Genomic DNA, 25,912 nt, shown 5'->3' with positions numbered 1-25,912 from the left:
CTGTTTCCTTAGCCGATATGCGCCTTATAGGCGTCTTCTTCCATAAACTCGTCCAGTACGGACAGATCTGTGACTTTCAGCTTGAACATCCATGCCGCGCCGGTAGGGTCTTCGTTCACCTTGCTGGGCTCGTCCACCAATGCCTCGTTCACCTCGGCAATCTCGCCATCAATGGGGGCCAGAATGTCAGACGCGGCCTTGACGCTTTCGATCACGACAACCTCGTCGTCGCGCGCCACTTCGGTGCCTTCTTCGGGCAGTTCCACAAAGACGATATCGCCCAGCTGCTCGGCGGCATAATCGGTGATTCCGACGACAACCAGATCATCCTCGACGCGCAGCCATTCGTGCTCTTCGGTAAATTTCATGGGTCTACTTCCCTATCGTTTATACGTTGCGGCCCTAAAGGGCATGTCGGTGACGGTTGCGGGCAGGCGTTTGCCACGCACCTCGCCATAGATCGTGGTGCCTGCAGCCGCCAAGTCAACCGCGACATAGCCCATCGACATCGGGCCCTCGATAGACGGGCCAAATGCGCCCGAGGTGACGGCACCAACCGGGGTTTCGCTGTCGGCAGAGGCAAAAAGCTGCGTACCCTCGCGCATCGGCGCCCGGCCCTCGGGCCGCAGCCCGATGCGTTTGCGCGGTGCGCCGTTCTGCAACTGATCGAGGATCTGCGCGGCGCCGGGAAAGCCGCCCTCGCGCGCACCGCCGGGTTTGCGCGCCTTCTGCATCCCCCAGACCAGATCCGCCTCGACCGGGGTGGTCGTGGTGTCGATGTCATTGCCGTAAAGGCACAGGCCAGCCTCCAGCCGCAGGCTGTCGCGCGCGCCAAGGCCGATGGGTTGAACGCTGTCGTCAGACAGCAAAGCGCGGGTGAAATCAGCGGCTTGGCCGTCGGCGACCGACACCTCGTAACCGTCCTCGCCGGTATAGCCCGAGCGCGAGACCCAAAGCGGGCCAAAGGCGCTGTCCAACACCGCGACATCCATGAACTTCATGTCGGCCACGGCGGGCACATGGGCCGACAAAGCCGCCTCGGCCGCCGGGCCTTGCAGGGCGATCAACGCGCGGTCGTTCACTTCGACCACCTCGCAGACCTCCGACAGATGGGCGCGCATATGGGCGATGTCGTCGGCCTTGCAGGCCGCGTTCACCACCAGAAACAGGTGGTCGCCGCGATTGGCGATCATCAGGTCATCCAGAATGCCGCCCGCGTCATTGGTGAAAAACCCGTACCGCTGCCGGCCCTCTTTCAGCTCCAGCACCGCTTGCGGCAACAAGCTTTCCAGCGCCAGCGCCGTGTCTTGCAGCGATCCCTTGGGCTGCAAAAGGACCTGCCCCATATGGCTGACGTCAAACAGACCCGCCGCCGCGCGGCAATGCAGGTGTTCCTTCATCACGCCAGGTTTGTATTGCACCGGCATCTCATAGCCGGCAAAGGGCACCATCTTGGCCCCAATCCCGGTATGCAGATCGTACAATGCTGTGCGGTTCAACCCCGTCATTCCTGTCTCTCCCAGCTGACCAGCCTTGGAAAGACCGGCACCGATTGCCCTGCCCAATGGCAGGTGTCGATGCCCCCTCTGTCCGGTTGCCTGAGATCGCTATCCCTTCGGCGGGCCGCAATGGCCACTCTCCAGAGTTTTTGTACGCGGTCGGTCCGTGGGCCTGAGAGTTTACCGGGGCGGTTGCTCCTTCGGCACTGGCGCGGGGCCAGATTCTCCCGACTGCGTGCCGAGAACGTAGAGCAGATGCCGGGCCCGGGCAAGGGGCTTGTCTTCCGCCCTGCTGCGTGCAGATTGGGCGCATGGCTGACCCCTATTTCTTTGGTTACGGCTCGCTTGTGAACCGTGCCACGCATGACTACCCGGACATCCACCGCGCCACCATTGGCGGCTGGCGGCGGGTGTGGCATTCATTGGCGCATCGCGACGTGGCGATCTTGTCGGTGGAACCTGCGAAGGGGCAGATCGACGGGCTGATCGCAGCCGTGCCAGGGCAGGATTGGGCCGCGCTGGACCAGCGTGAAATCCAATATGCACGTCACCCGGCCCCCGATGTGATCCACAGCGCGCCGGGTGACATATCTGCACAGATTTACGTGGTGGAACCCGCCAATATCGCCGCGACAGCAAAACACCCGATCCTCCTTAGCTATCTGGATGTGGTCCTTCAGGGGTTTCTGCGCGAATTTGGCGTGCCGGGGGCCGAGCGGTTCTTTGACACAACCGCCGGCTGGGACCGTCCGATTTTGGATGACCGCGACAAGCCGATTTACCCAAGACACCAGATGCTTGACACCGAAGAGCGCTTGTTTGTTGATCTCTGCCTGTCGCGCCTATCGGCGGTGGTGGTGCAGCGATAGCAGCCGCCCCTGGCGATGGAAGGCTGGGCGCGTGGTCCCATCAGCGCCACGTTCCATATGACGGATCACACGCCAAGCCAGAACCAAAGAGATCAACGAGACCAACACAGCCGCCAGCGCTTGCCCCACTATCACACCGGTTGCCCCCCAAATCTGCGCCCCGTACCAGACCATTGGAACGATGAAGACGGTGTTCAGCCCCCAGTTCATCCATGTGGAATAGAACGGGTGACCCAGATTGTTGAATGCTGCATTAGAAACGAACAGCATTCCGTTGAAAAAGAACAACAAAGCCAAGGGGCCGCAGAACAGGAACACCAGTTCCAACGCGACTCCCTCTAGCGCGAAAAGCGCAGCGATGAGCGGCCGCAACGCAAACAGCAACGCCGCCATCGCCACCACGAACACCCCGACAAAAATCAAGCTGTCGACATAGCTGCGCCGCACCCGGTCGAACCGACCCGCGCCGAAGTTTTGCCCCACAATGGGCCCTACCGCGCCCGACAGCGCAAAGACCACCCCAAACGCCAGCGGCGTCATACGCGCGATGACGGCCATACCCGCCACGGCGGCCTCGCCGAACTCGGCCATCGCGCGGGTGACATAGGCCTGCCCGATGGGTGTGGCCAGCTGCGTCAGGATCGCCGGGGCCGCGATGGCCGCGAGAGCCGGAAAGTCCACGCGGAACTCGGCCGCCGAGGGCCTGGCCAAGCCTCCAAAATCGCGAAAGATCGGGCGCAGCGAGAAATAGCAAATTGCCACCCGCGCCCCGACACTGGCCAGCGCGGCGCCTGTCAGCTCCAGGTTCAACCCAAAGATCAAGATCGGGTCCAGAACCGCGTTCACCACGCCGCCCCACAGCGTGGCCATCATCGACGCGCGCGCCGCGCCATGCGCCCGCAGGATCGCACCGCCAATCATGCCCGCAATCAGCAATGGCAGGCTGGGCACAATGATTCGCATGTAATGCACCGAAAGATCCAGCGTTTCGCCACTTGCGCCTACAAGTTCGGCAATGGGGCGCAGAAAGATCCACATAATCGCCGCAAACACCGCGCCAAGACCAACACCATAAAGCAATGCCGTGGCCGCGCGCCGCTTGGCCTGATCCACGTCACCGGCGCCCAGGGCCTTGGCCACCAAAGCACCCGCCGCAATCGCCATACCGATGCCGAAGGAACTGGTAAAAAAAAGGATCGCACCCGAGTATCCGACGGCGGCCGCAAGCTCGGCCTTGCCCAGCATCGAGATGAAGATCATGTCGATGAAATCAACGGCAAAAATCGCCATCAACCCAATCGAGGCCGTCAGCGACATCACTGTCACATGGCGCAACAAGCTGCCTTCCAGAAACTTCGCCTGTTCGTTTGCCATCCGCGCCCCCAATTGCCCCGTCAGCATGTCCAAGAGCGCTCCAAAAGGCCAGAAAAAAGGCCCCCGAGGTTCGGGGGCCTTTGTCGTTTAGTGCTCGGTTGGGGCTTTGGTGTCGTCCGCCGGATCAACGCTGTCGATCACGCCGGACACGCCATCTTCGACCGACAGGCCCAGCTCTTCCCCCAGCTTCTTCAACGCAGGCATTTGCACGGCCATGCCCATGATCGAATCCAGCGCCTGGTTCACCACCGGCTTGTCGCCACCTGCCTGCACCCCGGCCCCGCTGCCCGAGCCGCTCAGGCCCGAGACCTGGTGGATCTTGATCGAGTCGATCTTTTCGGCTGGCTTCACCATCTCGGCGACAATGCCCGGCATCGCCTCCAATCGTGCCAGCGCCACCTTCATCTCGACGATCTGCTGCGACAGCGCGTTTTCCGCCTCGACAATCGCCTCACGACCCTTTGCTTCGGCCAGCATGTCGTTCTTCTTGGCCTCGGCCCGGATGTTCAGCGCGTCGGCCTCGGCCTGCGCCTCCTCGCGGCGGGCTTCGGCGCGGTCGGCGGCAGCGTCCTTTTCGGCCTGCGCGGCCAGTCGGATACGGGTGGCTTCACGTTCGGCCTCGCGCGCCGCTTCGATCAGCGCAATCTGCTTGGCCCGTTCGGCTTCGGCCACCGAGCGTGCGGTTTCCACCGCCTCGGTTGCCTTGGTGGCCTCTGCCCGCGCGATGTCTGCGGATGCGCGCGCGCGGCTTTCCTCCTCGGATTTCTGGGCGATGATCACCTGACGCTCCTGCTCGGCAACTTTCAAATCGCGATCCTTGGCGATCTCGGCAGACCGAATGCTTTCCTCGCGGACGATCCGGGCGCGCTGGGTCGCTTGCTCGGCTTCTTCGCGACGCTTGGCAATCTCGGCCTCCTGCGCAGCGCGCAGGGTCTCAACCTCCTGCACCTGGGCAATCTTTGCCTCTTCCTCGTCGCGCTGAATGCTCAGCTTCAGGCGTTCCGCCTCCATCGCGGCGCGGCGCACCGATACTTCGGCATCCGCATCAATCTGCGCGCGCTCTTTCTTCGAAGTCGCAATCACCTCGGCCAGCTTGCGCATCCCGACGGCGTTAAAGGCGTTGTTCTCGTCAAGCGCTTCAAACGGGGTCTGGTCCAGCGCGGTCAGCGAGACCGATTCCAGCTCCAACCCATTTTTCAGCAGGTCCTCGGACACCGTGTTCTGCACCTCTTGTACAAAGTCCGAGCGGTTTTCATGCAGTTCGTCCATCGTCATCTGCGCGGCAACGGCGCGCAGGCCATCCACCAGCTTGCCTTCGATCATCTCGCGCAGTTGATCGACATAGAACGTCCGGTCGCCCAGCGTCTGAGCGGCACGTGCGATGCCTTCTTCGGTGGCGTTGACCGAGACATAGAATTCCACGCCCACATCCACGCGCATCCGGTCTTTGGTGATCAGCGCGCCATCGGCATCGCGCTGCACCTCGAGACGCAGGGTTTTCATGTTCACCGGGCTGACCTCATGCAGCAACGGCACAATGATCGACCCGCCATCCATGATGACGCGTTTGCCACCGGCGCCGGTTTTCACCAGGCTCACCTCGCGGGTGGCGCGGCGGTATAGTCGGCCCAGAACCAGACCAATAAAGACGAGAAACGCGATTACAGCGCACACAATTATTACAAGCATTGTCAAAGACATGGCTTCTCCTTTTAAAGTGTAGGTTTCGGGTTAGTCAGAAAGTGCGACAAGCAGGAAGCGCCCGTCGCTGCGGCGACGCAGGACCAGCACGTCGGTGCCCTGCGCAATGGTATCCTCGGGCTTCAGGGGTTCGGCCCGCAGGTAGTGCATGTTGCCGTGCCGATCGATCACGCGTACCTCGGCGGGGCTGCCGGTTTTGGCGTTGCCTTGCGTGATCACACCCCGCTGGCGGCCCAGCTGATGCTGGGTCTGTGCGGTGGTTTCGGTTTTGGGCAGCAGCCGGGCAAAGAGCCCACCAAAGGATCGGGCAAACCACAGGCCCGCGGCCCCTGCCGGGAATACGGCAAGACCGGCGGGCAACGCCGCGCCAAAGGCCGCATTTATGGCTGATTGCAACGCCAGGCCTGACACGCCAAATCCCAGCAAAACGGCCGCCAGCCAGATCATGGCGGGCATCTTCCCTAATCCCATTACCGAAGCCATTCCGGCCGGTTCTGGTGTTTCGGGAATCTCGGCCTCAAACTCGGCCAGTTCCAGATCGGCGATATCAGCGCCGTCCAGCGAGATGTCAAAATCACCCAGATCGGGTGCATCGACATCCAGTTCCAAATCTACGTCACCCTCGCCGCCCAGCAAGGTAAGCCCAAGCAACGAAAGTAAAATTTCCAAGGCCAACAGGCCAAACAACAATCCAAGCGCAACCAAGAACGGCGCCTGCGTGGCGTCGAGCATAAGGTCGGTCATCCCTCCCCCTTCTATTTTTGTATACTGCGGTATACCAAATATAGGAGCTCACGCGCATGTTACAATAGGCTGAAGGAAAAATTCGTCCTACAACCTATGCGTGGTGCGCTTGCTCCAAGTCAGGAGAGTTTGGGCTTCACCTGCAACAACGGCATGACATCGGCCATTTCGGGGCCCCGCTGGCGGCCGGTGACGGCTTTGCGCAGGGGCATGAACAGGCCCTTGCCCTTGCGGCCAGTGGCTTCTTTCACCGCGCTTGTCCAGGTTGACCACGTATCTGTCGCATAAGGCGGTTCTCCAAGCATATCAAAGGCTTGTTGAACAAAGTTCACGTCATCATCTTCCACTAGAGGCGTCGCACCATCGCGGAACAGGGCCCACCATTCAGCCATGTCGCCCTTGGTTGTGATGTTGTCGCGCACCACCGTCCAGAACCCCTCGGCCAGCCCGGCCGGCACGCCCAGTTCGGCCACCTGATCGGCGACATAGGACAGCGGCTGACCTTGCAGGTAATTGGCTGTCAGCGGGAACAGGTCCTGCGCGTCGAACTTGGTTGGGGCGGCCCCGAAGTGATTGATATCAAAGCCTTCAACCAGCTCATCCATCGAGGCGCGCAGTTCCACCGGCTGGCTAGACCCCAGCCGCGCCAGCAGGCTGAGCAGCGCCATCGGCTCTACCCCTTGTTCGCGCAGATCGCGCAGGCTGAGGGTGCCCAGACGTTTCGACAGCGCCTCGCCCTGCGGGCCGGTCAGCAGGGAATGGTGAGCGAATTCAGGGACTTGCCCACCAATGGCCTGAATCATCTGGATCTGTGTGGCGGTGTTGGTCACATGGTCCGAGCCGCGCACCACATGGGTCACGCCCATATCGGTGTCGTCCACAACCGAGGCCAACGTGTACAAAACCTGCCCGTCGCCGCGGATCAGCACCGGGTCGGACACGCTGGCGGCGTCAATCGAAATATCGCCCAGCACACCATCGGTCCATTCAATGCGCTGATGATCCAGCAAAAACCGCCAATGGCCGTTGCGGTCGGCGCGCAGGGATGCTTTGTCGTCCTCGGACAGGTTCAGCGCGGCACGGTCATAGACCGGCGGCTTGCCCATGTTCAGCTGCTTTTTGCGCTTCAGGTCAAGCTCGGTCGGTGTCTCAAAACATTCATAGAACCGATTGATTTCACGTAGTTTATCCGCGGTTTCGGCATAGCGATCCAGGCGCGCCGACTGACGCTCTTCGCGGTCCCACGTGATGCCCAGCCATTCCAGATCTTCGCGAATGCCGTCCACATATTCCTGCTTGGACCGCTCTGGGTCGGTGTCATCGAGACGCAGGATAAACGTACCGCCCGCTTTGCGGGTGATCAGGTAGTTGAACAGCGCCGTGCGCAGGTTGCCAATATGCAGGTAACCGGTGGGCGACGGGGCGAAACGGGTGACAGTCATGAATCGAGCCTTATTCGAGATCGGCCCCTCATAGACAAATGGCAACAAAAGGCCAATGGGCAATGCTCACGCGGCTTTGAGGCATCCGTTAGAAATTTGCAGCTATTGTTTAAACTATCGAGGTTCCCACACGGAGAAGTTTAATGTCTTTGCCCCTATCCCGCCGCGCGGTTCTGGCCGCCGGTGCCGCCGCGCCATTTGCGCTGAGTGCAACTCAAGGTCAGGCCGCCGCCCCGATGCTGGGCGCGGGTCAGCCCCTTTTCAATCGCTTCAAACTGGGCGGGTTCGAGGTGACCACTCTGCTGGCTGCCAGCAGCACAGCCAAAGACGCGCAGAACTACTTTGGCATGGATGTGGATGCGGCCGAATTCAAGGCGGTTTCGGATGCCAATTTCCTGCCGGTTGACACGCTGCAGTTTTTCTTCACGCCCACCATCGTGAACACCGGGAACGAACTTGTCCTTTTTGACACCGGGTTAGACGCCGACGCGATTGTCGCGGCGGTGACGGCGGCAGGGTATGCGCCCGAGCAGGTCGACAAGGTGGTGATCACCCACATGCATGGCGACCATGTGGGTGGGCTGTCCGGCGATTCGGGTGAGACCTTTGCCAATGCCGCGATCTATACCGGTGCGACCGAGTTTGATTTCTGGGCCGGGGCGGAAAACGGGACGTTTGACGGCAAGGTCAAGCCGCTGGCCGAGAAGACAACTATGCTGTCGGACGGAGGCGCCGTCGCCAGCGGGATCACCGCAATGGATGCGTCCGGTCACACGCCAGGGCATATGACCTATATGTTGGAAAGCGAGGGCAAGGCGCTGATGATCGGCGGGGACTTCACCAACCATTATGTCTGGTCGCTGGCCTATCCGGATTGGGAGATGCGGTTCGATATGGACAAACCGGCGGCGGCTGCGACACGGCGGCGGATTTTGGGGATGTTGGCGGCGGATAAACTGCCGTTTATCGGCTATCACATGCCGTTCCCCGGCCTGGGCTATGTGGAGACGCGCGAAGACGGGTTCCGTTACGTGCCGGCGTCTTACCAGATGATGCTGGGCTGACTGTCAAAAGGCGCGCCTTGCGGCGCAAGACATATCTCGGGGGTGGGGCTTGCGCCCCGCCCCCCTCGGGTGGGCGCATGTGGTCAGGTTGGGTGGATCGTCCAGCGGGTGGCGAGATCGGCAAGGCCGGCGCGGATCAACTCGCGCAGCACGTCGGCATCCACATCGTCCAGCGTGTTGATATAGAGGCAGGATTTCCCGATCTTGTGTTTGCCGAGGCGGGTCAGGATATCACCGAAATCGGCATAGCCGGGCATGATGTAGATCGACAGGTTGCTTTTGCGCGGTGAAAAACCCGTGGCAAGGAAATCACCCTGGCGCCCGCTGTCATAGACATAATGGTATCGTCCGTAACCGACGATGGACGGCCCCCACATGACCGGCGTGAACCCGGTTTCTTCGCGAAATATCTGGTCTAGCGTGAGCCCGTCGGCGCGGCGTCGGGGGTGATCGACGGCATTCAGGAAATCGGCCGGGAGGACCGGCGTGGGCATGGTTTTGTTGGTGGTCATGGGCGCGGCCTCCTGCGTGGGCAGGCTGCCACGCCCGTGGATTCGGTGCAATCAGGTGTAGCTGACCACCTCGATTTCGATGCCGTCATGGTCGTCGAAATAGAAGCGCCGGCCGGGTTCGTAATCGGCATGCATATGCGGGGTGAAACCGGCGGCTTTGACCCGCGCCTCGACCGCGTCGAGGTCATCGACCACCACGCCGATATGGTTCAGCCCGCCGACCTTGGCATAGCTGCCATGGGCGGTTTCGGTGCCGCCTTTGGAATAGACGGCCACATAGCTGTGATCGCCGCCCACGTGGTAGGTGACGCCGTTGTCCTTGGCCTCGCCCTGCCAGCGGGTTTTCCAGCCAAAGATGTCGTGCAGCATTTGTGCGGTGCGGGCCGGATCGGACACGGTGACATTGACGTGTTCCACGAAAGGTTCGGACATAGGGATTCTCCTTCGAATGTTTGATTCGAGGGCACCCTACTTCCTCAAGTTCACTTGAGGACAACCGGCTTTTTCAGATTTCGTCGCGCCAGCGGTTCACGATCGGATAGCGCCGGTCCAGCCAGAAGGCGCGGCGGGTCAGCCGCGCGCCGGGGGCGGATTGGAAGCGTTTATATTCGCTGATGTAAATCAGGTGTTCGACACGCTTAACCGTCGCCCGTTCGAACCCGTCTGCCACAAGGTCGGCCACCGATTTTTCGTCATCTACAAGCCCGGTCAGGATGGCATCCAGCACGTCATAAGGTGGCAGGCTGTCTTCGTCTTTCTGATCGGCGCGCAGTTCGGCCGAGGGCGGTTTGTCGATGATATTGGCGGGGATCACCGCGCCCGCCGGGCCCATCATCCAGTCGCGGTGATTGGCGTTGCGCCAGCGGCAGGTTTCAAACACGCGGGTTTTGTACATGTCCTTGATCGGGTTATAGCCGCCCGACATGTCGCCATAGATGGTGGCGTAGCCCACCGCGACCTCGGACTTGTTGCCGGTGGTCAGCAGCATCTCGCCAAACTTGTTCGACATTGCCATCAACAGCAGGCCGCGCAGGCGGGACTGAATGTTTTCCTCGGTTGTGTCGGGTTTCAGGCCATCAAAGAACGGCGCCAGCGTTTCGGTGACCGCGGCGCGCGACGGGCCGATGGGCACGTAATCATAGGTACAGCCCAGCGCGTCGGCCACGGCCTGGGCATCGTCCAGCGACGCCTGGCTGGTATATTCCGACGGCAGCATCACGCAGCGTACGTTTTGCGGGCCAATCGCATCGGCGGCAATCGTGGCAACGATGGCGGAATCGATGCCGCCGGACAGTCCCAGCAACACCTTCGAGAATCCCGATTTGCGCAGATAATCGCGCAAGGCCATGACCATGGTGGCATAGTCTTGCTCCCACGCGTCCGGGTGGTCTGCGATCGGGCCTGCAATGGCGCGCCAGCCATCATCGGTATCCTCGAAATCCAAATGGGTGATCGCGGGTTCAAACACGGGCAGTTTCAATGCCAGCGCCCCGCCCGGGTTCAACGCGAAGGTGCCGCCGTCGAACACCTGGTCGTCCTGCCCGCCCAGCATGTTCAGATACACAAGCGGCAACCCGGTTTCGACCACACGGGCGACCATGTGATTCATCCGCACGTCGAACTTCTCGCGGTAATAGGGCGATCCGTTGGGCACTAGAATGATCTGCGACCCGGTTTCTGCCAGCGTTTCACACACGGCCTCGGCGTGCCAGGCATCCTCGCAGATGGCAATGCCCAGGCGCACGGGGCCAATGGAAACAGGGCCTTGCGGGTTGGCCGCCGTATAAAGGCGCACTTCGTCAAACACGGTTTCATTGGGCAGTTTCTGCTTCAAAACCCGCGCTGTGATCTTGCCACCCTGCAACACGTAATAGGCGTTGAACAGGTCATTGCCGTCCCAATACGGCCCACCGATGCCCAATGCCGGACCGTCGGCACATTCCGCGGCAAGGGCTTCGATACGGGCCATGGCATCCGCCACGAAGGCCGGCTTCATGATCAGGTCCTGCACCTGGTAACCGGTGGAAAACATCTCGGTCAGGGCCACGAAATCAGCGCCGGCATCACGGCCGACAGTCCAGGCATCGCGCGCTTGATCGATATTGGCGGCAAGGTCCCCGACGACGGGGTTCAGCTGTGCAAGCGTCAGGCGAAAGGTATCGGGCATTGGCCTCACTCGTGTCTTTGCAGTCGTCTTACCAGATCGTGTGGCGAGGGAAAGCCGCTTGTGCGGGAAAAACGTTGTCAGGGTGCGGTCGGGGGGCTAGGCTTCGCTGGCGCTCCGGCGGGGGCATTGTGGGGTGCATGGAAAAGGCAAAGGGGGCTTTCGTGCAACGAATTGGCGCTGTTGTAACCGCGATTGGACTGACCACGGCAAGCATGGCCGTGGCGCAGGATTCGACGCAGGTGGTCACGAAACAGTATGAAGATGGCGGGATCTACGAAGGCACGTTTGTCGATGGCAAGCAAAGCGGCCGCGGGACCTACCGTTTGCCGTCGGGATACGAGTATTCCGGCGAATGGGTCGATGGCGAGATTCGCGGCACCGGCGTTGCGCGCTTCCCCAACGGGTCGGTCTACGAAGGTAACTTTGCCGCGGGCAAGCCCGAGGGTTTCGGCAAGATCACCTTCGCCGATGGCGGCACGTACGAGGGGGACTGGGTCGACGGCAAGATCACCGGCCAGGGGGTTGCGATCTATGCCAATGGCGTGAAGTACGAGGGCGGCTTTGCCGACGCGCTGCATGAAGGACAGGGCGTCATGACCAGCCCCAACGGCTATGTCTATAACGGCGCATGGGCCAAGGGCGTCAAGGAAGGCGCAGGCCGCATCACCTATCCCGACGGTGCCGTATACGAGGGTGCAATGCGCGGTGGCCTGCGTGAAGGTCAGGGCGTGCTGACCATGCCCGACGGCCTGATTTACGACGGCGCGTGGAAAGACGGCCAGATCAACGGGTTGGGCAGGCTGACCCAAGCCAATGGCGATGTTTACGAGGGGCTGCTGGTCAACGGCGAACGCCACGGCGCGGGCAAGGTGACCTATGCCAATGGCGATGTCTACGAAGGCGCGTTTCAGAACGACCGACGTCAGGGGACGGGCACGTTCACCGGCACCGATGGCTATCGATACGAAGGCAACTGGGTCGCGGGCCGGATCGAAGGCGACGGCAGCGTCACCTATCCCGATGGGTCGGTCTACCAAGGGCAGTTCCGCGACGGGCTGGCCGATGGCACCGGCAAGATCACCTATCCCGACGGCTCGACCTATGAAGGCGCGTGGGCCGGTGGCGTGATCGAGGGCGCAGGCGTGGCCACCTATGCCAACGGGCTGGTCTATACCGGCAGCTTCAAGAACGCCAAGAACCATGGTCAAGGCACCATGACTTACACGGATGGCTATTCCTACACCGGAAACTGGGAAAACGGCCTGCGTGACGGGCAAGGCATTGCCACCTATGCCGATGGCTCGGTCTACGAGGGCGCGTTCGTCGCTGGCCAGCGTGAAGGAGAGGGCAAGATCGTGATGGCCGACGGGTTCAGCTATGAAGGCGGCTGGAAAGCGGGCGAGATCGACGGCACCGGCACCGCCACCTACGCCAATGGCGATGTCTACGAAGGCACCTTTGTGGCCGGTAAACGCCAGGGCCAGGGCACCATGCGCTATGCCTCGGGCGAAGAGGAAACCGGCACCTGGTCCAACAACGCCCTGACTTCGGGGAACTGATCGCCCGCGCAACCGCATACCGCCTGAGCGTCCCCGGCCACGGGGGCGCGAGGTGATCTCTTGGCCCGGAACGGGCCGCATTTGGATCAAAGCCCCCTTCCCTTTTCCGCCAACCCCGGTATAGTCGCGCCCATGACACGGGACACACATATCGCCAACCGTCAGGCCCCCGGCCTGCGCGCCCCCCGTGGCCTACTGCGTCTTAGCCTGCGCTGAGCGTGCTTCGGCGCGGCCGCTCATGCGATACCAGCGCCGGACAGCCCCACACCAAAGCTAAGACCAGGAAATCCTGACATGACCACCAGCTCGCAAAACCGCGTTCTGATTTTTGACACCACCCTGCGCGACGGCGAACAAAGCCCCGGCGCCACCATGAGCCACGAGGAAAAGCTCGAGATCGCCGAGATGCTCGACGACATGGGGGTCGATATTATCGAAGCGGGCTTTCCCATCGCCTCGGAAGGTGATTTTGAAGCCGTCTCGCAAATCGCGCAGCGTTCCAAAAACGCGGTGATCTGCGGCCTTGCCCGCGCCAACTTCAAGGATATCGACCGCTGCGCCGAGGCCGTGCGCCAATCGGCCCGTCCGCGCATCCACACCTTTATCGGCACCTCGCCCCTGCACCGCGCTATTCCGAACCTGACCATGGACGAAATGGCCGACCTGATCCACGACACGGTGACCCATGCCCGCAACCTTGTGGACAATGTACAATGGTCGCCTATGGACGCCACCCGGACCGAGTTCGACTATCTGTGCCGGGTGATCGAGATCGCCATCAAGGCCGGCGCCACCACCATCAATATCCCCGACACCGTGGGCTATACCGCCCCGCGCGAAAGCGCCGACCTGATCAAACGCCTGATCGACACCATCCCCGGCGCCGACGATGTGGTGTTCGCCACCCATTGTCACAACGATCTGGGCATGGCCACCGCCAACAGCCTGGCCGCGGTTGACGCCGGCGCCCGTCAGATCGAATGCACGATCAACGGTCTGGGTGAGCGCGCGGGCAATACCGCGCTGGAAGAGGTTGTGATGGCCATGAAGGTGCGCCACGACATCATGCCCTATGACACCGGTATCGACACCACCAAGATCATGGCGATCAGCCGCCGGGTGGCGACGGTTTCGGGCTTTCAGGTGCAGTACAACAAGGCCATCGTCGGCAAGAACGCCTTTGCCCATGAAAGCGGCATCCACCAGGACGGCATGCTGAAAAACGCCGAGACGTTCGAGATCATGCGCCCCGAGGATGTGGGCCTGACCGAAAGCTCGCTGCCGTTGGGCAAGCATTCGGGCCGCGCCGCGCTGCGCGCCAAGCTGGCCGATCTGGGGTACGAGCTGGCCGACAATCAGCTGAAAGACGTCTTCGTGCGGTTCAAGGCACTGGCCGACCGCAAGAAAGAAGTGTTTGATGACGATCTGGTCGCCCTGCTGCATGACAGCGCCAGCGACGAGGTGCATGACCACATTCAGGTGAAATCCATGCGCGTGGTCTGCGGCACGGACGGCCCGCAAACCGCCGACCTGACCCTGACCATCGGGGGCGAGGATGTCTCGACCACTGCCGAGGGGGATGGCCCGGTGGATGCCACGTTCAACGCGGTCAAGGCGCTGTTCCCGCATGGCGCGCGGTTGCAGCTGTATCAGGTGCACGCGGTGACCGAGGGCACCGACGCGCAGGCCACCGTCAGCGTCCGGATGGAGGAAGACGGCAAAATCGCCACCGGCCAAAGCTCGGACACGGACACGGTTGTGGCCTCGGCCAAGGCCTATGTAAACGCGCTGAACCGGCTGCTGGTACGGCGCGAAAAATCGCGCCCTGGCGCAGATGTGAAGCAGGTCACATATACCGATCCGGCCTGAGTTTAGAGAATCGGTTTGGGCGCCGCAGCGAACGCCGCGGCGCCCATTTCATTGGTAATGGTAAACGCAGCCCAAACGCGATGTTTGAAAAGTTAAACTTTTCGGCATCAGGGCACCCAATGAGCCGCCGATTCAGTACGAAAAGTGCAAGCCAGCGATTTCACGCCACGGCAAAATTCTGGCCCCTTACCCTTTTGTGCAAGGCATTCTATAAAGCTGGCCACCCGGCGCATCGACCACGTCGGTTGGGACAGCACGCAAATCAAGGGGACCGCGGGGCATGGCAGTTTTTGGAGGGTTGTTTTCGTCTGACATGGCGATTGACCTGGGCACGGCAAACACGCTGGTTTACGTCAAAGGACGCGGCGTGATCCTGAACGAGCCTTCGGTTGTGGCTTTCCACGTCAAGAACGGCCGCAAAGAGGTTCTGGCCGTCGGCGAAGATGCCAAGCTGATGCTGGGCCGGACCCCCGGCAGCATCGAAGCCATCCGCCCCATGCGCGAAGGCGTGATTGCCGATTTCGACGTGGCCGAAGAGATGATCAAGCACTTCATCCGCAAGGTCCACAAGCGCACCACTTTTACCAAGCCCAAGATCATCGTCTGTGTCCCCCATGGCGCTACGCCGGTCGAAAAACGCGCCATCCGTCAGTCGGTTCTGTCGGCCGGCGCGCGCAAAGCGGGCCTGATCGCTGAACCCATCGCCGCCGCCATCGGCGCCGGCATGCCCATCACCGACCCGACCGGCAACATGGTCGTTGATATCGGCGGCGGCACAACCGAGGTTGCGGTTCTGTCGCTGGGCGACATCGTTTACGCCCGTTCGGTCCGCGTCGGTGGCGACCGGATGGACGATGCCGTGATCAACTATCTGCGCCGGCAGCAGAACCTGCTGATCGGCGAAAGCACCGCCGAACGCATCAAGACCTCGATCGGCACCGCGCGCATGCCCGATGATGGCCGTGGCGCCAGCATGCAAATCCGCGGGCGTGACCTGCTGAACGGCGTTCCGAAAGAGATCGAGATCAACCAGGCCCAGGTGGCCGAAGCGCTGGCCGAACCGGTGCAGCAGATCTGCGAAGCGGTTATGGTAGCGCTGGAAGCCACCCCGCCCGACCTGGCCGCCGACATCGTGGACCGGGGCGTGATGCTGACGGGCGGTGGTGCGTTGCTGGGTGATCTGGACCTTGCCCTGCGCGAACAGACCGGGTTGGCCATTTCGGTTGCGGACGAGTCGCTGAACTGCGTGGCACTTGGCACCGGCAAAGCCTTGGAATACGAAAAGCAACTGCAACATGTGATCGACTTCGACAGCTGACCCCTGATCGGCCAGAGGACGCAACTGAATGGCCCGAGACCCGAACCAGAGCACCGAATACGCCCGCCCCGTGCGGCGCATCGTGGTCGCCTTGCTGGTGCTGGTCCTGACCGCGATATTCTTGTTGTGGCGCATCGACAGCCCCCGTGCGGAACGCTATCGGGCGGCGGTAATTGACCGGGTCGTGCCGTCCTTTTCCTGGGCCATGGCGCCGGTCAACGCGGCGGCTGGAATGCTGCAGGATTTTCGATCCTATGCGAATATTTACGAGCAAAACAAAGAGCTTAGGAACGAGTTGCGCCAGATGCGCACATGGAAAGAGGCGGCGGTTCAGCTGGAACAGCAAAACGCCAAGCTGCGCGAGTTGAACAAGGTACGGCTTGACCCGCGTCTGACCTATGTCACCGGTGTGGTTCTGGCCGACAGCGGCTCGCCCTTTTCGCAGTCGGTGCTGTTGAATGTCGGGGCGCATGACGGGATCGTGGACGGCTGGGCGACGACCGATGGTCTGGGCCTTGTCGGGCGGATTTCCGGCGTGGGGCCAGGCTCGTCCCGTGTGATCCTGGTAACCGACAGCAACAGCCGGATCCCCGTTACGATCCAACCGTCAGGGCAGCGCGCGATCCTGACCGGCGATAATTCTTCTGCACCGCCGGTAGAGTTCCTGGAAGATCCCGACGAACCGCGACCGGGTGATCGCGTGGTCTCGTCTGGCGATGGCGGGGTGTTTCCGGCTGGATTGTTGGTAGGGCATCTGGCGCAAGGCACTGATGGGCGGTTGCGTGTACGTTTGTCGGCGGATCTTGGCCGGTTGGAGTTCCTGCGCGTGCTGCGCAGCCACGAGGGGGACGTCATTCGCGACGCGGGTGGTTTGATCGTGCCGCGGCCCCCAACCCCGGCCGAAACGCCAGAGATCGCCGAAACAGCCGAGACCGGTCAATGATCGACCCGGTCCTTACGCGACGGTGGACGTATTGGGCGATTTTCATTGGCCTTGCCGGGGTAATCCTGTTCTTTCGGCTGCTACCGCTTAGCACGTCACCGCGCGTCCTGCCCGGCCCTGACCTGTTGATTTGCCTTGCTTTTGCGTGGATTCAACGGCGGCCGGACTTTGTGCCGCCGGTGTTGTTGGCCGGTATCATGCTGCTGGCGGATGCATTGTTGATGCGCCCGCTGGGGCTGTGGGCCGCGTTGGTGTTGCTGGGGGCCGAGTTCCTGCGCAGCCGGCAGAACCCGTCAACCGAGATGCCCCTGCCGGCAGAATGCGGGTTCGTTGCGGTTGTTGTTCTGGCGATAACCGGGATTTACGCGCTGTTACTTGGTGTCTTGGGCGCGGCGCCTCCGCAATTCACGATGTTGTTGGTGCAGGCCTTTCTGACCGTGGCGGTCTATCCCCTTGTGGTCCTATTCAGCGTTGGCATACTGAAAATCCGCAAACCCACGCAAAGCGAATTGGAGGCCGCCCGGACCGCCCGATGAAACAGTCGCCCAAAAACATCGCCCAAAGCGTGCGCACAATCGGCCGGCGCGGCTTTTTGATTGGGGCGACGCAGGTGGCCTTTGCGGGCGTGTTGGCGGCGCGTATGCGGTATATGCAGGTTGATCAGGCCGACAAATTCCGCCTTCTGGCCGAGGAAAACCGCATTCGCGTGCGGCTGATCGCACCTACCCGTGGCCTGATCTTTGACCGCAACGGGGTGCCTTTGGCGATCAATGAGCAGAATTATCGAATTGTCGTGGTGCGCGAAGACGCAGGCGACGTGGACGAACTGTTGGCGCGTTTGTCCCGCATCGTACCGATGACCATGGAAGATGCCGAGCGTGCCCGGCGCGAGTTGTTCAAACAGCCCGCCCACAAGCCGGTGACGATCCTTGACCGCCTCAGTTGGGAAGATTTCTCGAAGGTTTCGGTGAATTCTCCGTCCTTGCCCGGTGTGACGCCGGATATCGGGCTGTCGCGGTTTTATCCCGCGGGCGAAGATCTGGCCCATGTGGTGGGATATGTGGGGCCCGTGTCGGATTATGACCTGTCGCGGATCAATGACCCTGATCCGGTGCTACAGATCCCGCGCTTTCAGATTGGCAAAACGGGTGTCGAGGCCAAGACCGAGGATTCGTTGCGCGGCTTGGCGGGCAACAAGTTCGAAGAACAGAACGCCTATGGCCGGATCATTCGGGAATTGCGCCGGACGCCGGGCACAAAGGGCGCCGATTTGCAGCTGACGATCGACGAGGGGCTGCAGAACTTCGTTCAGAAACGGCTGGGTGAAGAAAGCGCATCGGCCGTGGTGATAGACCTTGCCGAAGGAGATCTGTTGGGGATCGCGTCGGCCCCGTCGTTTGATCCCAACAAATTCGTGCGCGGTATTTCTGTAGCCGACTACCGGGCGCTGACCGAACATGACCATCGCCCGCTGGCCAGTAAACCGTTTCAGGGGATTTACCCGCCGGGGTCGACCTTCAAAATGGTCACCGCGCTGGCCGCGCTTGAAGAGGGCGTGATAACGCCCGATGAAACCGTCTATTGCCCCGGCCATCTGGAAAGCGGCGGGCGGCGGTTCCATTGCTGGAAACGCGGCGGGCACGGGCATGTCGATCTGAAAACCAGCATCGAGCAAAGCTGCGATGTCTATTATTACGACGTGGCCCAGCGCGTTGGGATCGACAAGATTTCCGAGATGGCGCGCCGTCTGGGCATTGGGGTGTCACATGACCTGCCTTTGTCTGCGGTTGCGCGCGGATTGGCGCCCAACAAAGCGTGGAAGCTGGAGGCGCGCGGGGCGGATTGGCTGATCGGCGACACGTTGAACGCATCGATCGGTCAGGGATTTGTTTTGGCTTCGCCCTTGCAGCTGGCGGTTATGACGGCACGGATTGCCACCGGGCGGGCGGTCTCGCCGCGGTTGGTGCGCACCATTGACGGGGTCGAGGCGCCATCGGGTGGGGGGGAACGGCTGGGTCTGGATCCGCGCCATCTGGCCTATATCCGCGACGGGATGAACGCGGTTTCCAACAACCGTCGCGGCACCGCCTTTCGCAGCAGGATCGTCGCGGAAGGCCTTGAGATGGCGGGGAAAACCGGAACCAGCCAGGTTCGAAACATCACCGCTGCCGAGCGCGCGGCGGGTGTGTTCCGGAACGAGGATCTTCCGTGGGAACGGCGCGACCACGCGCTGTTTGTCTGCTATGCCCCGGTGGAAAACCCGCGCGTGGCAGTGTCCGTTGTGGTCGAACATGGCGGCGGCGGTTCAACGGCCGCGGCCCCCATCGCCCGCGACATCATGCTGCGCGCGCTTTACGGCGATGTCCCGCCGCTGGAGGCTTACCCGCCCGAACAGCGCCGCGCGGCGGATGAGCGGCTGAACGCGCTGCCCCTGCGCGACAGCCGCCCGACATCCGGCCCCACCCGGACCCGCGCATGAGTTACCTTGAACACAACCTGCGCACCGTCCCCACTGGTTGGCGCAAGGTCCTGCACCTGCATTGGGGTTTGATCCTGTTGCTGACGGCGGTGGCCTCGGTCGGGTTCCTGATGCTGTACTCTGTGGCCGGCGGCAGCATGACACCCTGGGCCGGCACCCAGATGAACCGCTTTGCCATGGGGCTGGGTGTAATGCTGTGCGTTGCATTCGTGCCGATCTGGTTCTGGCGCAACATCGCGGCGGTGGCCTATGTGGCCTCGTTGTTGTTGCTGGTGGGTGTTGCCCTGTTCGGGGTCACCAACATGGGCGCAACACGCTGGATTGACCTTGGCTTCATGGAGTTTCAGCCTTCGGAGGCGGCAAAGATCACCGTGGTGATGTTTCTGGCTGCCTATTACGACTGGCTGGATGTTACGCGCGTGTCGCGGCCGCTGTTTGTGGCGATCCCCGTCGTTCTTATCCTGATCCCGGCATTCATGGTGCTGCGCCAGCCTGACCTTGGTACGGCCATCCTGTTGGTGATTGGCGGATCCATTGTGATGTTTGCCGCGGGTGTCCACTGGGCCTATTTCGCGGTGGTCATCGCCTTGGGCATTGGACTTGTCACCGCCGTTTTCGTGGCGCGGGGGACCGATTACCAGTTCCTGCAAGATTACCAGTACCGCCGGATCGACACGTTTCTGGACCCTGCGCAAGACCCGCAGGGCGCGGGCTATCACATCACCCAATCCAAGATTGCCATGGGTTCGGGCGGCTGGTCGGGGCGCGGCTATATGCAGGGCACGCAGAGCCAGCTGAACTTTCTGCCCGAAAAGCAGACCGATTTCATCTTTACCGTGCTGGCCGAAGAGCTTGGGTTTCTTGGCGGCGTGTCGCTGTTGCTGCTGTACGTGCTGGTGGTGGTGTTCTGCATCGCCTCGGCCCTGCAGAACCGCGACCGGTTTTCCTCGTTGCTGATCATCGGGATCGCGGGCACGTTCTTTTTGTTCTTTGCCATCAACATGTCGATGGTCATGGGGCTGGCGCCGGTGGTGGGGGTGCCGCTGCCATTGGTCAGCTATGGCGGGTCGTCGATGTTGGTGCTGCTGGGGGCGTTTGGGCTGGTGCAAAGCGCGCATGTGCACAGACCAAGGAGCCGCCGTTGACCCGGACCGTTTTGTTTGCGGCATCTGATGCCAATTGGGCCGAATATCGCGACGTGCTGCCCGCCGCGATTGCTGACGCCGGTGTAAAGGCCCGCGTGGTGACCGAGGCCGCGCCCGAGGATGTGGATTACATCGTTTATGCCCCCACGGGCGGGATGACCGATTTTGCGCCTTTCACAAACACCCGCGCTGTCTTGAGCCTTTGGGCCGGGGTGGAACGAATTGCTGGGCTGCCAAGCCTGACGCAACCACTGTGCCGCATGGTGGATGCCGGGCTGAGCGAGGGTATGACTGAATGGGTCACCGGGCATGTTTTGCGCCACCACCTGGGGATGGACGCGCATATCCATGGGCTGAAAGGGGAATGGCGGCAAGACCTGCCCCCGCTTGCGCGGCACCGGCGGGTGGGCCTGTTGGGACTTGGCGCCTTGGGCCGCGCGGCTGCCGAGGCGCTGGTACAACTGAAATTTGATCTGTGGGGATGGAGCCGCAGCCCACGCGCGGTGCCGGGCGTGCATTGCGTGTCGGGCGACGCTGGGTTGCAGGCGGTCCTTGAACGCTCTGAGATCGTGGTCACCCTGTTGCCGGCCACGCCCGAAACGCAAAGCCTGTTGAACGCGCAGCGGCTGGCGCAAATGCCGCGCGGCGCGGTGATCATCAACCCCGGGCGCGGCACATTGATTGATGATGACGCCCTGCTGGCCGCGTTGGATAACGGGCAGATCGGCCATGCCACGCTGGATGTCTTTCGTACCGAGCCCCTGCCCGCGGACCATCCTTATTGGGACCATCCGAAGGTGACCGTCACCCCGCACATTGCCGCCGACACGCGGGCCGGCACGGCGTCAGAAGTAATTGCCGAGAATATCCGCCGATCCGAAGCGGGTGAACCGTTGCTGCATCTGGTGGACAAGACGCGCGGCTATTAACGCAAACGCGGCGGCTTGTCGGGGTCGGATCCAGGTGCGACGGGCTCGGCACGCCGGGGCACTTCTGGCTGCGGCAGGTCAAACCGCAATCCCGCGCGGTCCAGATGCGCGACGATTGCGTCATCTGCGGCGAAAAAGGCCACGTCCAGCGCGCCGGCCTCGATCCCTGAAAAGGTCAGCGCCTCGGCCACCGCCCCGGCCAGCGGGTCCTGGGCCCCGGCATCGGCGCCGACAAAGGCCAGAAGGTGCCCTTTGGCGCCGGTGTCATAGGTCGCCGAGACCAGATAGGCACAGATGGCCAGCCCGGTGGCCGCCGCCAGCTTGGCATCCAGCCCGTCCAGCACCGCCTGTGGCAGGCCTTGTGGGGCTGCGAACCCGGTGGGGCGCGCCTCGACCATCGCCGGGCGCTGGGCCAGCGTGTCCACCAGCCAGTCAACCGACGCATCGGGCAACAGGATCGACGATGGCGCCACGCCCAGGTTCACGCCCAGCCCGATCCCCTGCCCGGCAAAGAGATGCGCAATGGCGCGGCCCGACAGGGCCACGTATGGCGCCACGCCCGCCGTGAATTCGACCAGCCGGTCCTGCCGGTCAAAGACCAGCGCGAAAGTGCCGCTTTCCAGATCGAACAGGCGTGGCTGGATCGTGTCGCCCTGGGCCTCGGCCTCGAGCAGCAGGAACAGCTCGCCATCGGCCAGACGTTCGTAGAACCGCATGCGGGCGGCGGCGGTGTCGGGCGCGGCCTCCATACCGGCATGGGCGTGGTCAAGCGGGGTCAGGTCAGTCATTCAGCACCTCGGTCACGCGGGCGCGCAGGGCGGGCAACAGCTCGGCCTCGAACCACGGGTTTTTCTTCAGCCACCCCGTATTCCGCCACGAGGGATGAGGCAAGGGGAAGGCACGCGGCGCATGATCGCGCCATGCGGCGGTGGTGTCGGTGACATTGGTTTTGGCGTTCAGATGGTATTTATGCGCATAGCCTCCCACCAGCAGCGTCAGCGCCACGTCTCCCAGCGCCGGAACAATGCGCGGGTGCCATGTTTTGCGGCAGATGGGCGGCGGCGGCAGGTCGGCGCCCTTGGCGTCATAGCCGGGAAAACAAAAGGCCATGGGCACAATCGCCACCCGCGACTGGTCGTAAAAGGTATCCTCGTCCACGCCCATCCAATCACGCAGCCGGTCGCCGGACGGGTCCGTGAACGGCCGCCCCGACGCATGCACCCGTGCGCCCGGCGCCTGCCCGGCGATGAGGATTCGCGCACCGGGGCGGAACCAGACCACGGGGCGTGGTTCATGGGCGGTATGCGTCGCGGCAAAGCGGTCCGCACACAGGGTACAGGCCCCCAATCCGCGCCTGAGATCGTCGATATCTTCTGCCATGCAAGTGACTTAGCGATATTTCGAGAAAATGCAAAATGACGATTGACTTATTTCGAAAAAATTAGAAATATAGAAACATGAAACAGGAAGACCTCTCTGACGCCTCTTTGGCGCTTGCCGCGTCGCGCTTTGCTGCGCTTGGATCGGAACAACGGCTGGCCGTGCTGCGCATTCTGGTGCGCGCCGGTGACCAGGGCCTGTCCATTGGCGAGCTTGGCAAACGCACCGGCATCACCGGCGCGACCCTGACCCATCACATGAAAGTGCTGGCGCAGGCCGGGCTGGTGGGGCAACGCAAGGAGGGCCGGTCGGTCATCTGCGTTGCGGCCGATTACGACCAGATGGTTGAACTGTCTGATTTCCTTTTGAAAAACTGCTGTGCCGATGCGCCAGCCCCGTCCAAGGATGCTTCCGATGGCTGAAATTTCCTCTCCCCGCCCGTCCCGAATTGCCGAATTGTGGCGTCGCACGGACAAGGCCCTGCTGGCTGTGATCATGATCCCGGTTCTGGTGGCGATCCTTGATCCGGTGGCTCTGTGGCCGACGATCAGCTTTGCGGCCAAAGCCTTTGCCAACACAGCGCCGTTCATCGCCTTTGCGGTGATGGCGGTGGCCTATATGAAAGCCACCGGCGCCGAGAGCCTGCTGGCCCGCGCATTCGAGGGCAACCAAGCGCGGATGATCGTTTTGGCCGCGCTGCTGGGCGGGTTGTCGCCGTTTTGCTCGTGCGAGGTGATCCCGTTCATCGCCGCGATGCTGGCCATGGGTGCGCCGCTGGGGGCGGTGATGGCGTTCTGGCTGGCCTCGCCCCTGATGGACCCGGCGATGTTCACGATCACCGCGGGCGAACTGGGATTTGCCTTTGCGGTTGCCAAGACGGCATCGGCGGTTGGGATCGGGCTGCTGGGTGGTACGGCCACGGCCTTGTTGGCACGCAGCCCGCTTTTTGCCGACCCGCTGAAGGGTGGCGCCAAGACCTCTGGCTGTGGCTGCGGGCCCTCGCCCTTCTCGGGCAAGCCGGTCTGGAAATTCTGGGGCGACAGCGCGCGCAACAAGACCTTCCGCGACACCGCGGTGGAAAACGCGCTGTTCCTGGGCAAATGGCTGCTGTTGGCCTATCTGTTCGAGGCGCTGATGGTGCGCTATGTCCCGGCCGAGATGATCGCCACCGTGCTGGGGGGCAATGGGCTGCAGCCGATCCTTCTGGGTGCGATTGTGGGGGGGCCGGCCTATCTGAACGGTTATGCCGCGGTGCCGCTGGTGTCGACCCTGCTGGATCAAGGCATGAGCCCGGGCGCGGCGATGTCCTTTGTCATCGCGGGCGGCATCAGTTCCATTCCGGCGGCCATCGCGGTCTGGGCCCTGGTGAAGCCCCGCGTTTTTGGCGCATATCTGGGATTTGCCCTGATCGGCGCGGTGTTAGCGGGCATCAGCTGGGCCGCGATCGCTTAAGCACTTTCCCGCAGTTGCTCCTTCCTTTGGTTTCGACTATTTGCAACCGCAACATCGAAGCCATTGGGGGAGCGCGCGCCACATGTACAGGGTCTGGAACTTTATCACCAACTATTCGCTACTGCTGATTGCAGGCGCGTTGATTGCGTTGGTCTGGGCAAATGTGGATGCGCACAGCTACCACGATTTTGTTGAAATGGTGCTGTGGGATCATGCATGGATCGGGCACGCCCACGTGGAAGACGGCCACGTTCACCGTACGCTGACCCTGCATTACCTGATCAACGATGTGCTGATGGCGTTCTTCTTTGCCATTGCGGCGAAAGAGGTGTGGGAGGCCGTGATCCTGAAGAACGGCTCGCTGCGCGGTAAAAAAGCCGCAACGCCCCTGATCGCGACCGCTGGCGGCATGTTCGGCCCGATTGCTGTGTATCTGGGCCTGGCTGCCTTTCTTGGTTCGGACACGTTCACCGCAGTCTCACGCGGTTGGGCCATCCCGACAGCGACGGACATTGCGTTCTCGTACCTCGTGGGCCGTTTCATCTTTGGCGCCGGCCACCCGGCGGTGCGGTTCCTGCTGCTGCTGGCCATTGCCGATGACGCGGCCGGCCTGATCATCCTGGCGATCTTCTATCCTGACCCCAACCTGCCGCTGGCCCCGGAATGGCTGGGCCTGTCTTTTGGTGCGGCTTTGGCGGTTTATGTCCTGTTCAACTGGCTGCCGCGCCGAATGGATCGGGGCGACCAACTGCGCAAACGGTCGACCTGGGTCCGTAAGAACCTGTCGTTCTGGCCCTACCTGATCGCTGCTGCTGCAAGCTGGTACGGCTTTCAGGAGGCCGGTATTCACCCCGCGCTGGGCCTGTTGCCGGTGGTTCCAGCCATCCCGCATGCTGACCGCGCCTTCGGTATCTTCGCCGAGGCCGAAACACACCTGACCGACTTGTTGAACTATATCGAACACAAGCTGGCCGGCTTTGTGCAGATCGTGCTGTTCTTCTTTGGGCTGGCCAATGCCGGGGTCGAGTTCTCGTCGATCGGATCGCCGACTTGGCTGGTTCTGGCGGGCCTGATCATCGGCAAGCCGGTGGGGATCTACCTGTTCGGCGCCTTTGGTGCGCATGTGCTGAAGCTGGGCCTGCCTGCAGGGATGCGTACCGTGGACCTGATCGTGATCGGCTTTGTTGCCGCCATCGGGTTCACCGTGTCGCTGTTCATCGCCGCCGTGGCATTTGACAGTGGCGTGGTTCTGGAAGGCCTCAGTGTTCAGGATGCCGCGAAGATGGGGGCTTTGTTCAGCTTCGCCGCCGCGATCCTGGCGATCATCGCGGGCCGGGTGTTGCGCGTCGAGAAACGCGACACCTGAGGATCGCCTCAAATCCAGTGAAAATGACGTCGGAAAGCCAACAAGATTGGCTTTTCGACACCGTTCCGACATAATGTTCGCAAAATTCCCGGGCAATGTT

At 62.1% G+C, this 25,912-nt stretch carries 24 protein-coding genes and 1 riboswitch; of the genes, 13 read left to right on the top strand and 11 right to left on the bottom strand.

What is annotated here, in order from left to right:
- Positions 1-8: 8 nt before the first annotated feature.
- A complete protein-coding gene (gcvH, locus tag ACMU_RS03845) occupies positions 9-368 on the bottom strand; it encodes a glycine cleavage system protein GcvH (protein WP_035256388.1) in 360 nt (119 codons plus the stop codon).
- 12 nt (positions 369-380) lie between these two features.
- The gene (gene gcvT / locus ACMU_RS03840) at positions 381-1,508 is read right to left on the bottom strand and encodes a glycine cleavage system aminomethyltransferase GcvT (protein ID WP_035256386.1); all 1,128 of its coding nucleotides are present in this window, start codon (positions 1,506-1,508) and stop codon (positions 381-383) included.
- Between the two features lie 141 nt (positions 1,509-1,649).
- A riboswitch (glycine riboswitch) is annotated at positions 1,650-1,739 on the bottom strand.
- A gap of 71 nt (positions 1,740-1,810) precedes the next feature.
- Between gcvT and ACMU_RS03835 the strand changes: the two genes are divergently transcribed.
- Positions 1,811-2,368, top strand: a complete 558-nt coding sequence (locus tag ACMU_RS03835) for a gamma-glutamylcyclotransferase family protein (RefSeq protein WP_035256385.1) — start codon at positions 1,811-1,813, stop codon at positions 2,366-2,368.
- Here the strand turns inward: ACMU_RS03835 and ACMU_RS03830 are convergent.
- The 4 genes from ACMU_RS03830 to gltX form a co-directional block, all read right to left on the bottom strand.
- Positions 2,342-3,742, bottom strand: a complete 1,401-nt coding sequence (locus ACMU_RS03830) for an MATE family efflux transporter (protein ID WP_035257403.1) — start codon at positions 3,740-3,742, stop codon at positions 2,342-2,344. The genes ACMU_RS03835 and ACMU_RS03830 overlap by 27 nt on opposite strands.
- 87 nt (positions 3,743-3,829) lie before the next feature.
- On the bottom strand, positions 3,830-5,443 hold the full coding sequence (locus ACMU_RS03825) for a flotillin family protein (RefSeq protein ID WP_035256383.1): 1,614 nt from the start codon (positions 5,441-5,443) through the stop codon (positions 3,830-3,832).
- A 30-nt stretch (positions 5,444-5,473) separates the two neighbouring features.
- The gene (locus ACMU_RS03820) at positions 5,474-6,187 is read right to left on the bottom strand and encodes an OB-fold-containig protein (RefSeq protein WP_035256380.1); all 714 of its coding nucleotides are present in this window, start codon (positions 6,185-6,187) and stop codon (positions 5,474-5,476) included.
- A gap of 119 nt (positions 6,188-6,306) precedes the next feature.
- Entirely contained in the window at positions 6,307-7,629 is a 1,323-nt protein-coding gene (gene gltX, locus ACMU_RS03815) for a glutamate--tRNA ligase (RefSeq protein WP_035257401.1), read from the bottom strand.
- A 143-nt stretch (positions 7,630-7,772) separates the two neighbouring features.
- On the opposite strand from gltX, the gene ACMU_RS03810 reads away from it, so the two are divergent.
- Positions 7,773-8,693 (top strand): MBL fold metallo-hydrolase, encoded by a 921-nt coding sequence (locus tag ACMU_RS03810; RefSeq protein WP_035256377.1) that lies wholly within the window; start codon positions 7,773-7,775, stop codon positions 8,691-8,693.
- Positions 8,694-8,776: 83 nt separating this feature from the next.
- On the opposite strand, the gene ACMU_RS03805 is transcribed toward ACMU_RS03810, so the two are convergent.
- The 3 genes from ACMU_RS03805 to ACMU_RS03795 form a co-directional block, all read right to left on the bottom strand.
- A complete protein-coding gene (locus tag ACMU_RS03805; RefSeq protein WP_035257400.1) occupies positions 8,777-9,205 on the bottom strand; it encodes a DUF1801 domain-containing protein in 429 nt (142 codons plus the stop codon).
- A gap of 51 nt (positions 9,206-9,256) precedes the next feature.
- The gene (locus tag ACMU_RS03800; RefSeq protein ID WP_035256375.1) at positions 9,257-9,637 is read right to left on the bottom strand and encodes a VOC family protein; all 381 of its coding nucleotides are present in this window, start codon (positions 9,635-9,637) and stop codon (positions 9,257-9,259) included.
- A gap of 73 nt (positions 9,638-9,710) precedes the next feature.
- Entirely contained in the window at positions 9,711-11,372 is a 1,662-nt protein-coding gene (locus ACMU_RS03795) for an NAD+ synthase (protein WP_035256373.1), read from the bottom strand.
- Between the two features lie 212 nt (positions 11,373-11,584).
- Here ACMU_RS03795 and ACMU_RS03790 point away from each other — a divergent pair, with 212 nt between their 5' ends.
- The 8 genes from ACMU_RS03790 (at position 11,585) to ACMU_RS03755 (ending at position 21,614) form a co-directional block, all read left to right on the top strand.
- Positions 11,585-12,931, top strand: coding sequence for an MORN repeat-containing protein (locus ACMU_RS03790; RefSeq protein WP_051588047.1), 1,347 nt, complete (start codon positions 11,585-11,587; stop codon positions 12,929-12,931).
- A gap of 294 nt (positions 12,932-13,225) precedes the next feature.
- Positions 13,226-14,800 (top strand): 2-isopropylmalate synthase, encoded by a 1,575-nt coding sequence (locus ACMU_RS03785; RefSeq protein WP_035256370.1) that lies wholly within the window; start codon positions 13,226-13,228, stop codon positions 14,798-14,800.
- Positions 14,801-15,080: 280 nt separating this feature from the next.
- Positions 15,081-16,118, top strand: a complete 1,038-nt coding sequence (locus tag ACMU_RS03780; protein WP_035256368.1) for a rod shape-determining protein — start codon at positions 15,081-15,083, stop codon at positions 16,116-16,118.
- Between the two features lie 28 nt (positions 16,119-16,146).
- The gene (gene mreC, locus ACMU_RS03775) at positions 16,147-17,061 is read left to right on the top strand and encodes a rod shape-determining protein MreC (RefSeq protein WP_035256365.1); all 915 of its coding nucleotides are present in this window, start codon (positions 16,147-16,149) and stop codon (positions 17,059-17,061) included.
- A complete protein-coding gene (locus ACMU_RS03770; RefSeq protein ID WP_035256362.1) occupies positions 17,058-17,597 on the top strand; it encodes a hypothetical protein in 540 nt (179 codons plus the stop codon). The genes mreC and ACMU_RS03770 overlap by 4 nt, the downstream gene beginning before the upstream one ends.
- The gene (gene mrdA / locus ACMU_RS03765) at positions 17,594-19,540 is read left to right on the top strand and encodes a penicillin-binding protein 2 (RefSeq protein ID WP_035256360.1); all 1,947 of its coding nucleotides are present in this window, start codon (positions 17,594-17,596) and stop codon (positions 19,538-19,540) included. The genes ACMU_RS03770 and mrdA overlap by 4 nt, the downstream gene beginning before the upstream one ends.
- The gene (gene rodA / locus ACMU_RS03760) at positions 19,537-20,685 is read left to right on the top strand and encodes a rod shape-determining protein RodA (RefSeq protein WP_035256357.1); all 1,149 of its coding nucleotides are present in this window, start codon (positions 19,537-19,539) and stop codon (positions 20,683-20,685) included. The genes mrdA and rodA overlap by 4 nt, the downstream gene beginning before the upstream one ends.
- Positions 20,682-21,614 (top strand): 2-hydroxyacid dehydrogenase, encoded by a 933-nt coding sequence (locus ACMU_RS03755; RefSeq protein WP_035256355.1) that lies wholly within the window; start codon positions 20,682-20,684, stop codon positions 21,612-21,614. The genes rodA and ACMU_RS03755 overlap by 4 nt, the downstream gene beginning before the upstream one ends.
- Here ACMU_RS03755 and ACMU_RS03750 read toward each other — a convergent pair.
- Both ACMU_RS03750 and ACMU_RS03745 read right to left on the bottom strand, forming a co-directional pair.
- Positions 21,611-22,402, bottom strand: a complete 792-nt coding sequence (locus ACMU_RS03750) for an SseB family protein (RefSeq protein WP_035256353.1) — start codon at positions 22,400-22,402, stop codon at positions 21,611-21,613. The two genes, ACMU_RS03755 and ACMU_RS03750, sit on opposite strands and share 4 nt — an antisense overlap.
- Positions 22,395-22,994 (bottom strand): uracil-DNA glycosylase family protein, encoded by a 600-nt coding sequence (locus ACMU_RS03745; protein WP_081805384.1) that lies wholly within the window; start codon positions 22,992-22,994, stop codon positions 22,395-22,397. Before ACMU_RS03745 ends, ACMU_RS03750 begins: the two co-directional genes overlap by 8 nt.
- Before the next feature lie 77 nt (positions 22,995-23,071).
- Between ACMU_RS03745 and ACMU_RS03740 the strand changes: the two genes are divergently transcribed.
- From ACMU_RS03740 to ACMU_RS03730, 3 genes are all read left to right on the top strand, one after another.
- A complete protein-coding gene (locus tag ACMU_RS03740; RefSeq protein ID WP_035256350.1) occupies positions 23,072-23,416 on the top strand; it encodes an ArsR/SmtB family transcription factor in 345 nt (114 codons plus the stop codon).
- Positions 23,409-24,446: a permease gene (locus ACMU_RS03735; RefSeq protein WP_035256348.1), complete on the top strand. Its 1,038-nt coding sequence runs from the start codon at positions 23,409-23,411 to the stop codon at positions 24,444-24,446. The genes ACMU_RS03740 and ACMU_RS03735 overlap by 8 nt, the downstream gene beginning before the upstream one ends.
- Positions 24,447-24,528: 82 nt before the next feature.
- Positions 24,529-25,812: a Na+/H+ antiporter NhaA gene (locus ACMU_RS03730; RefSeq protein ID WP_035256345.1), complete on the top strand. Its 1,284-nt coding sequence runs from the start codon at positions 24,529-24,531 to the stop codon at positions 25,810-25,812.
- Positions 25,813-25,912 lie beyond the last annotated feature (100 nt).

The sequence above is a fragment of the Actibacterium mucosum KCTC 23349 genome (assembly GCF_000647975.1).
In the GTDB taxonomy this organism is placed as follows: domain Bacteria; phylum Pseudomonadota; class Alphaproteobacteria; order Rhodobacterales; family Rhodobacteraceae; genus Actibacterium; species Actibacterium mucosum.
This window is presented reverse-complemented; position numbering and strand designations above follow the sequence as displayed.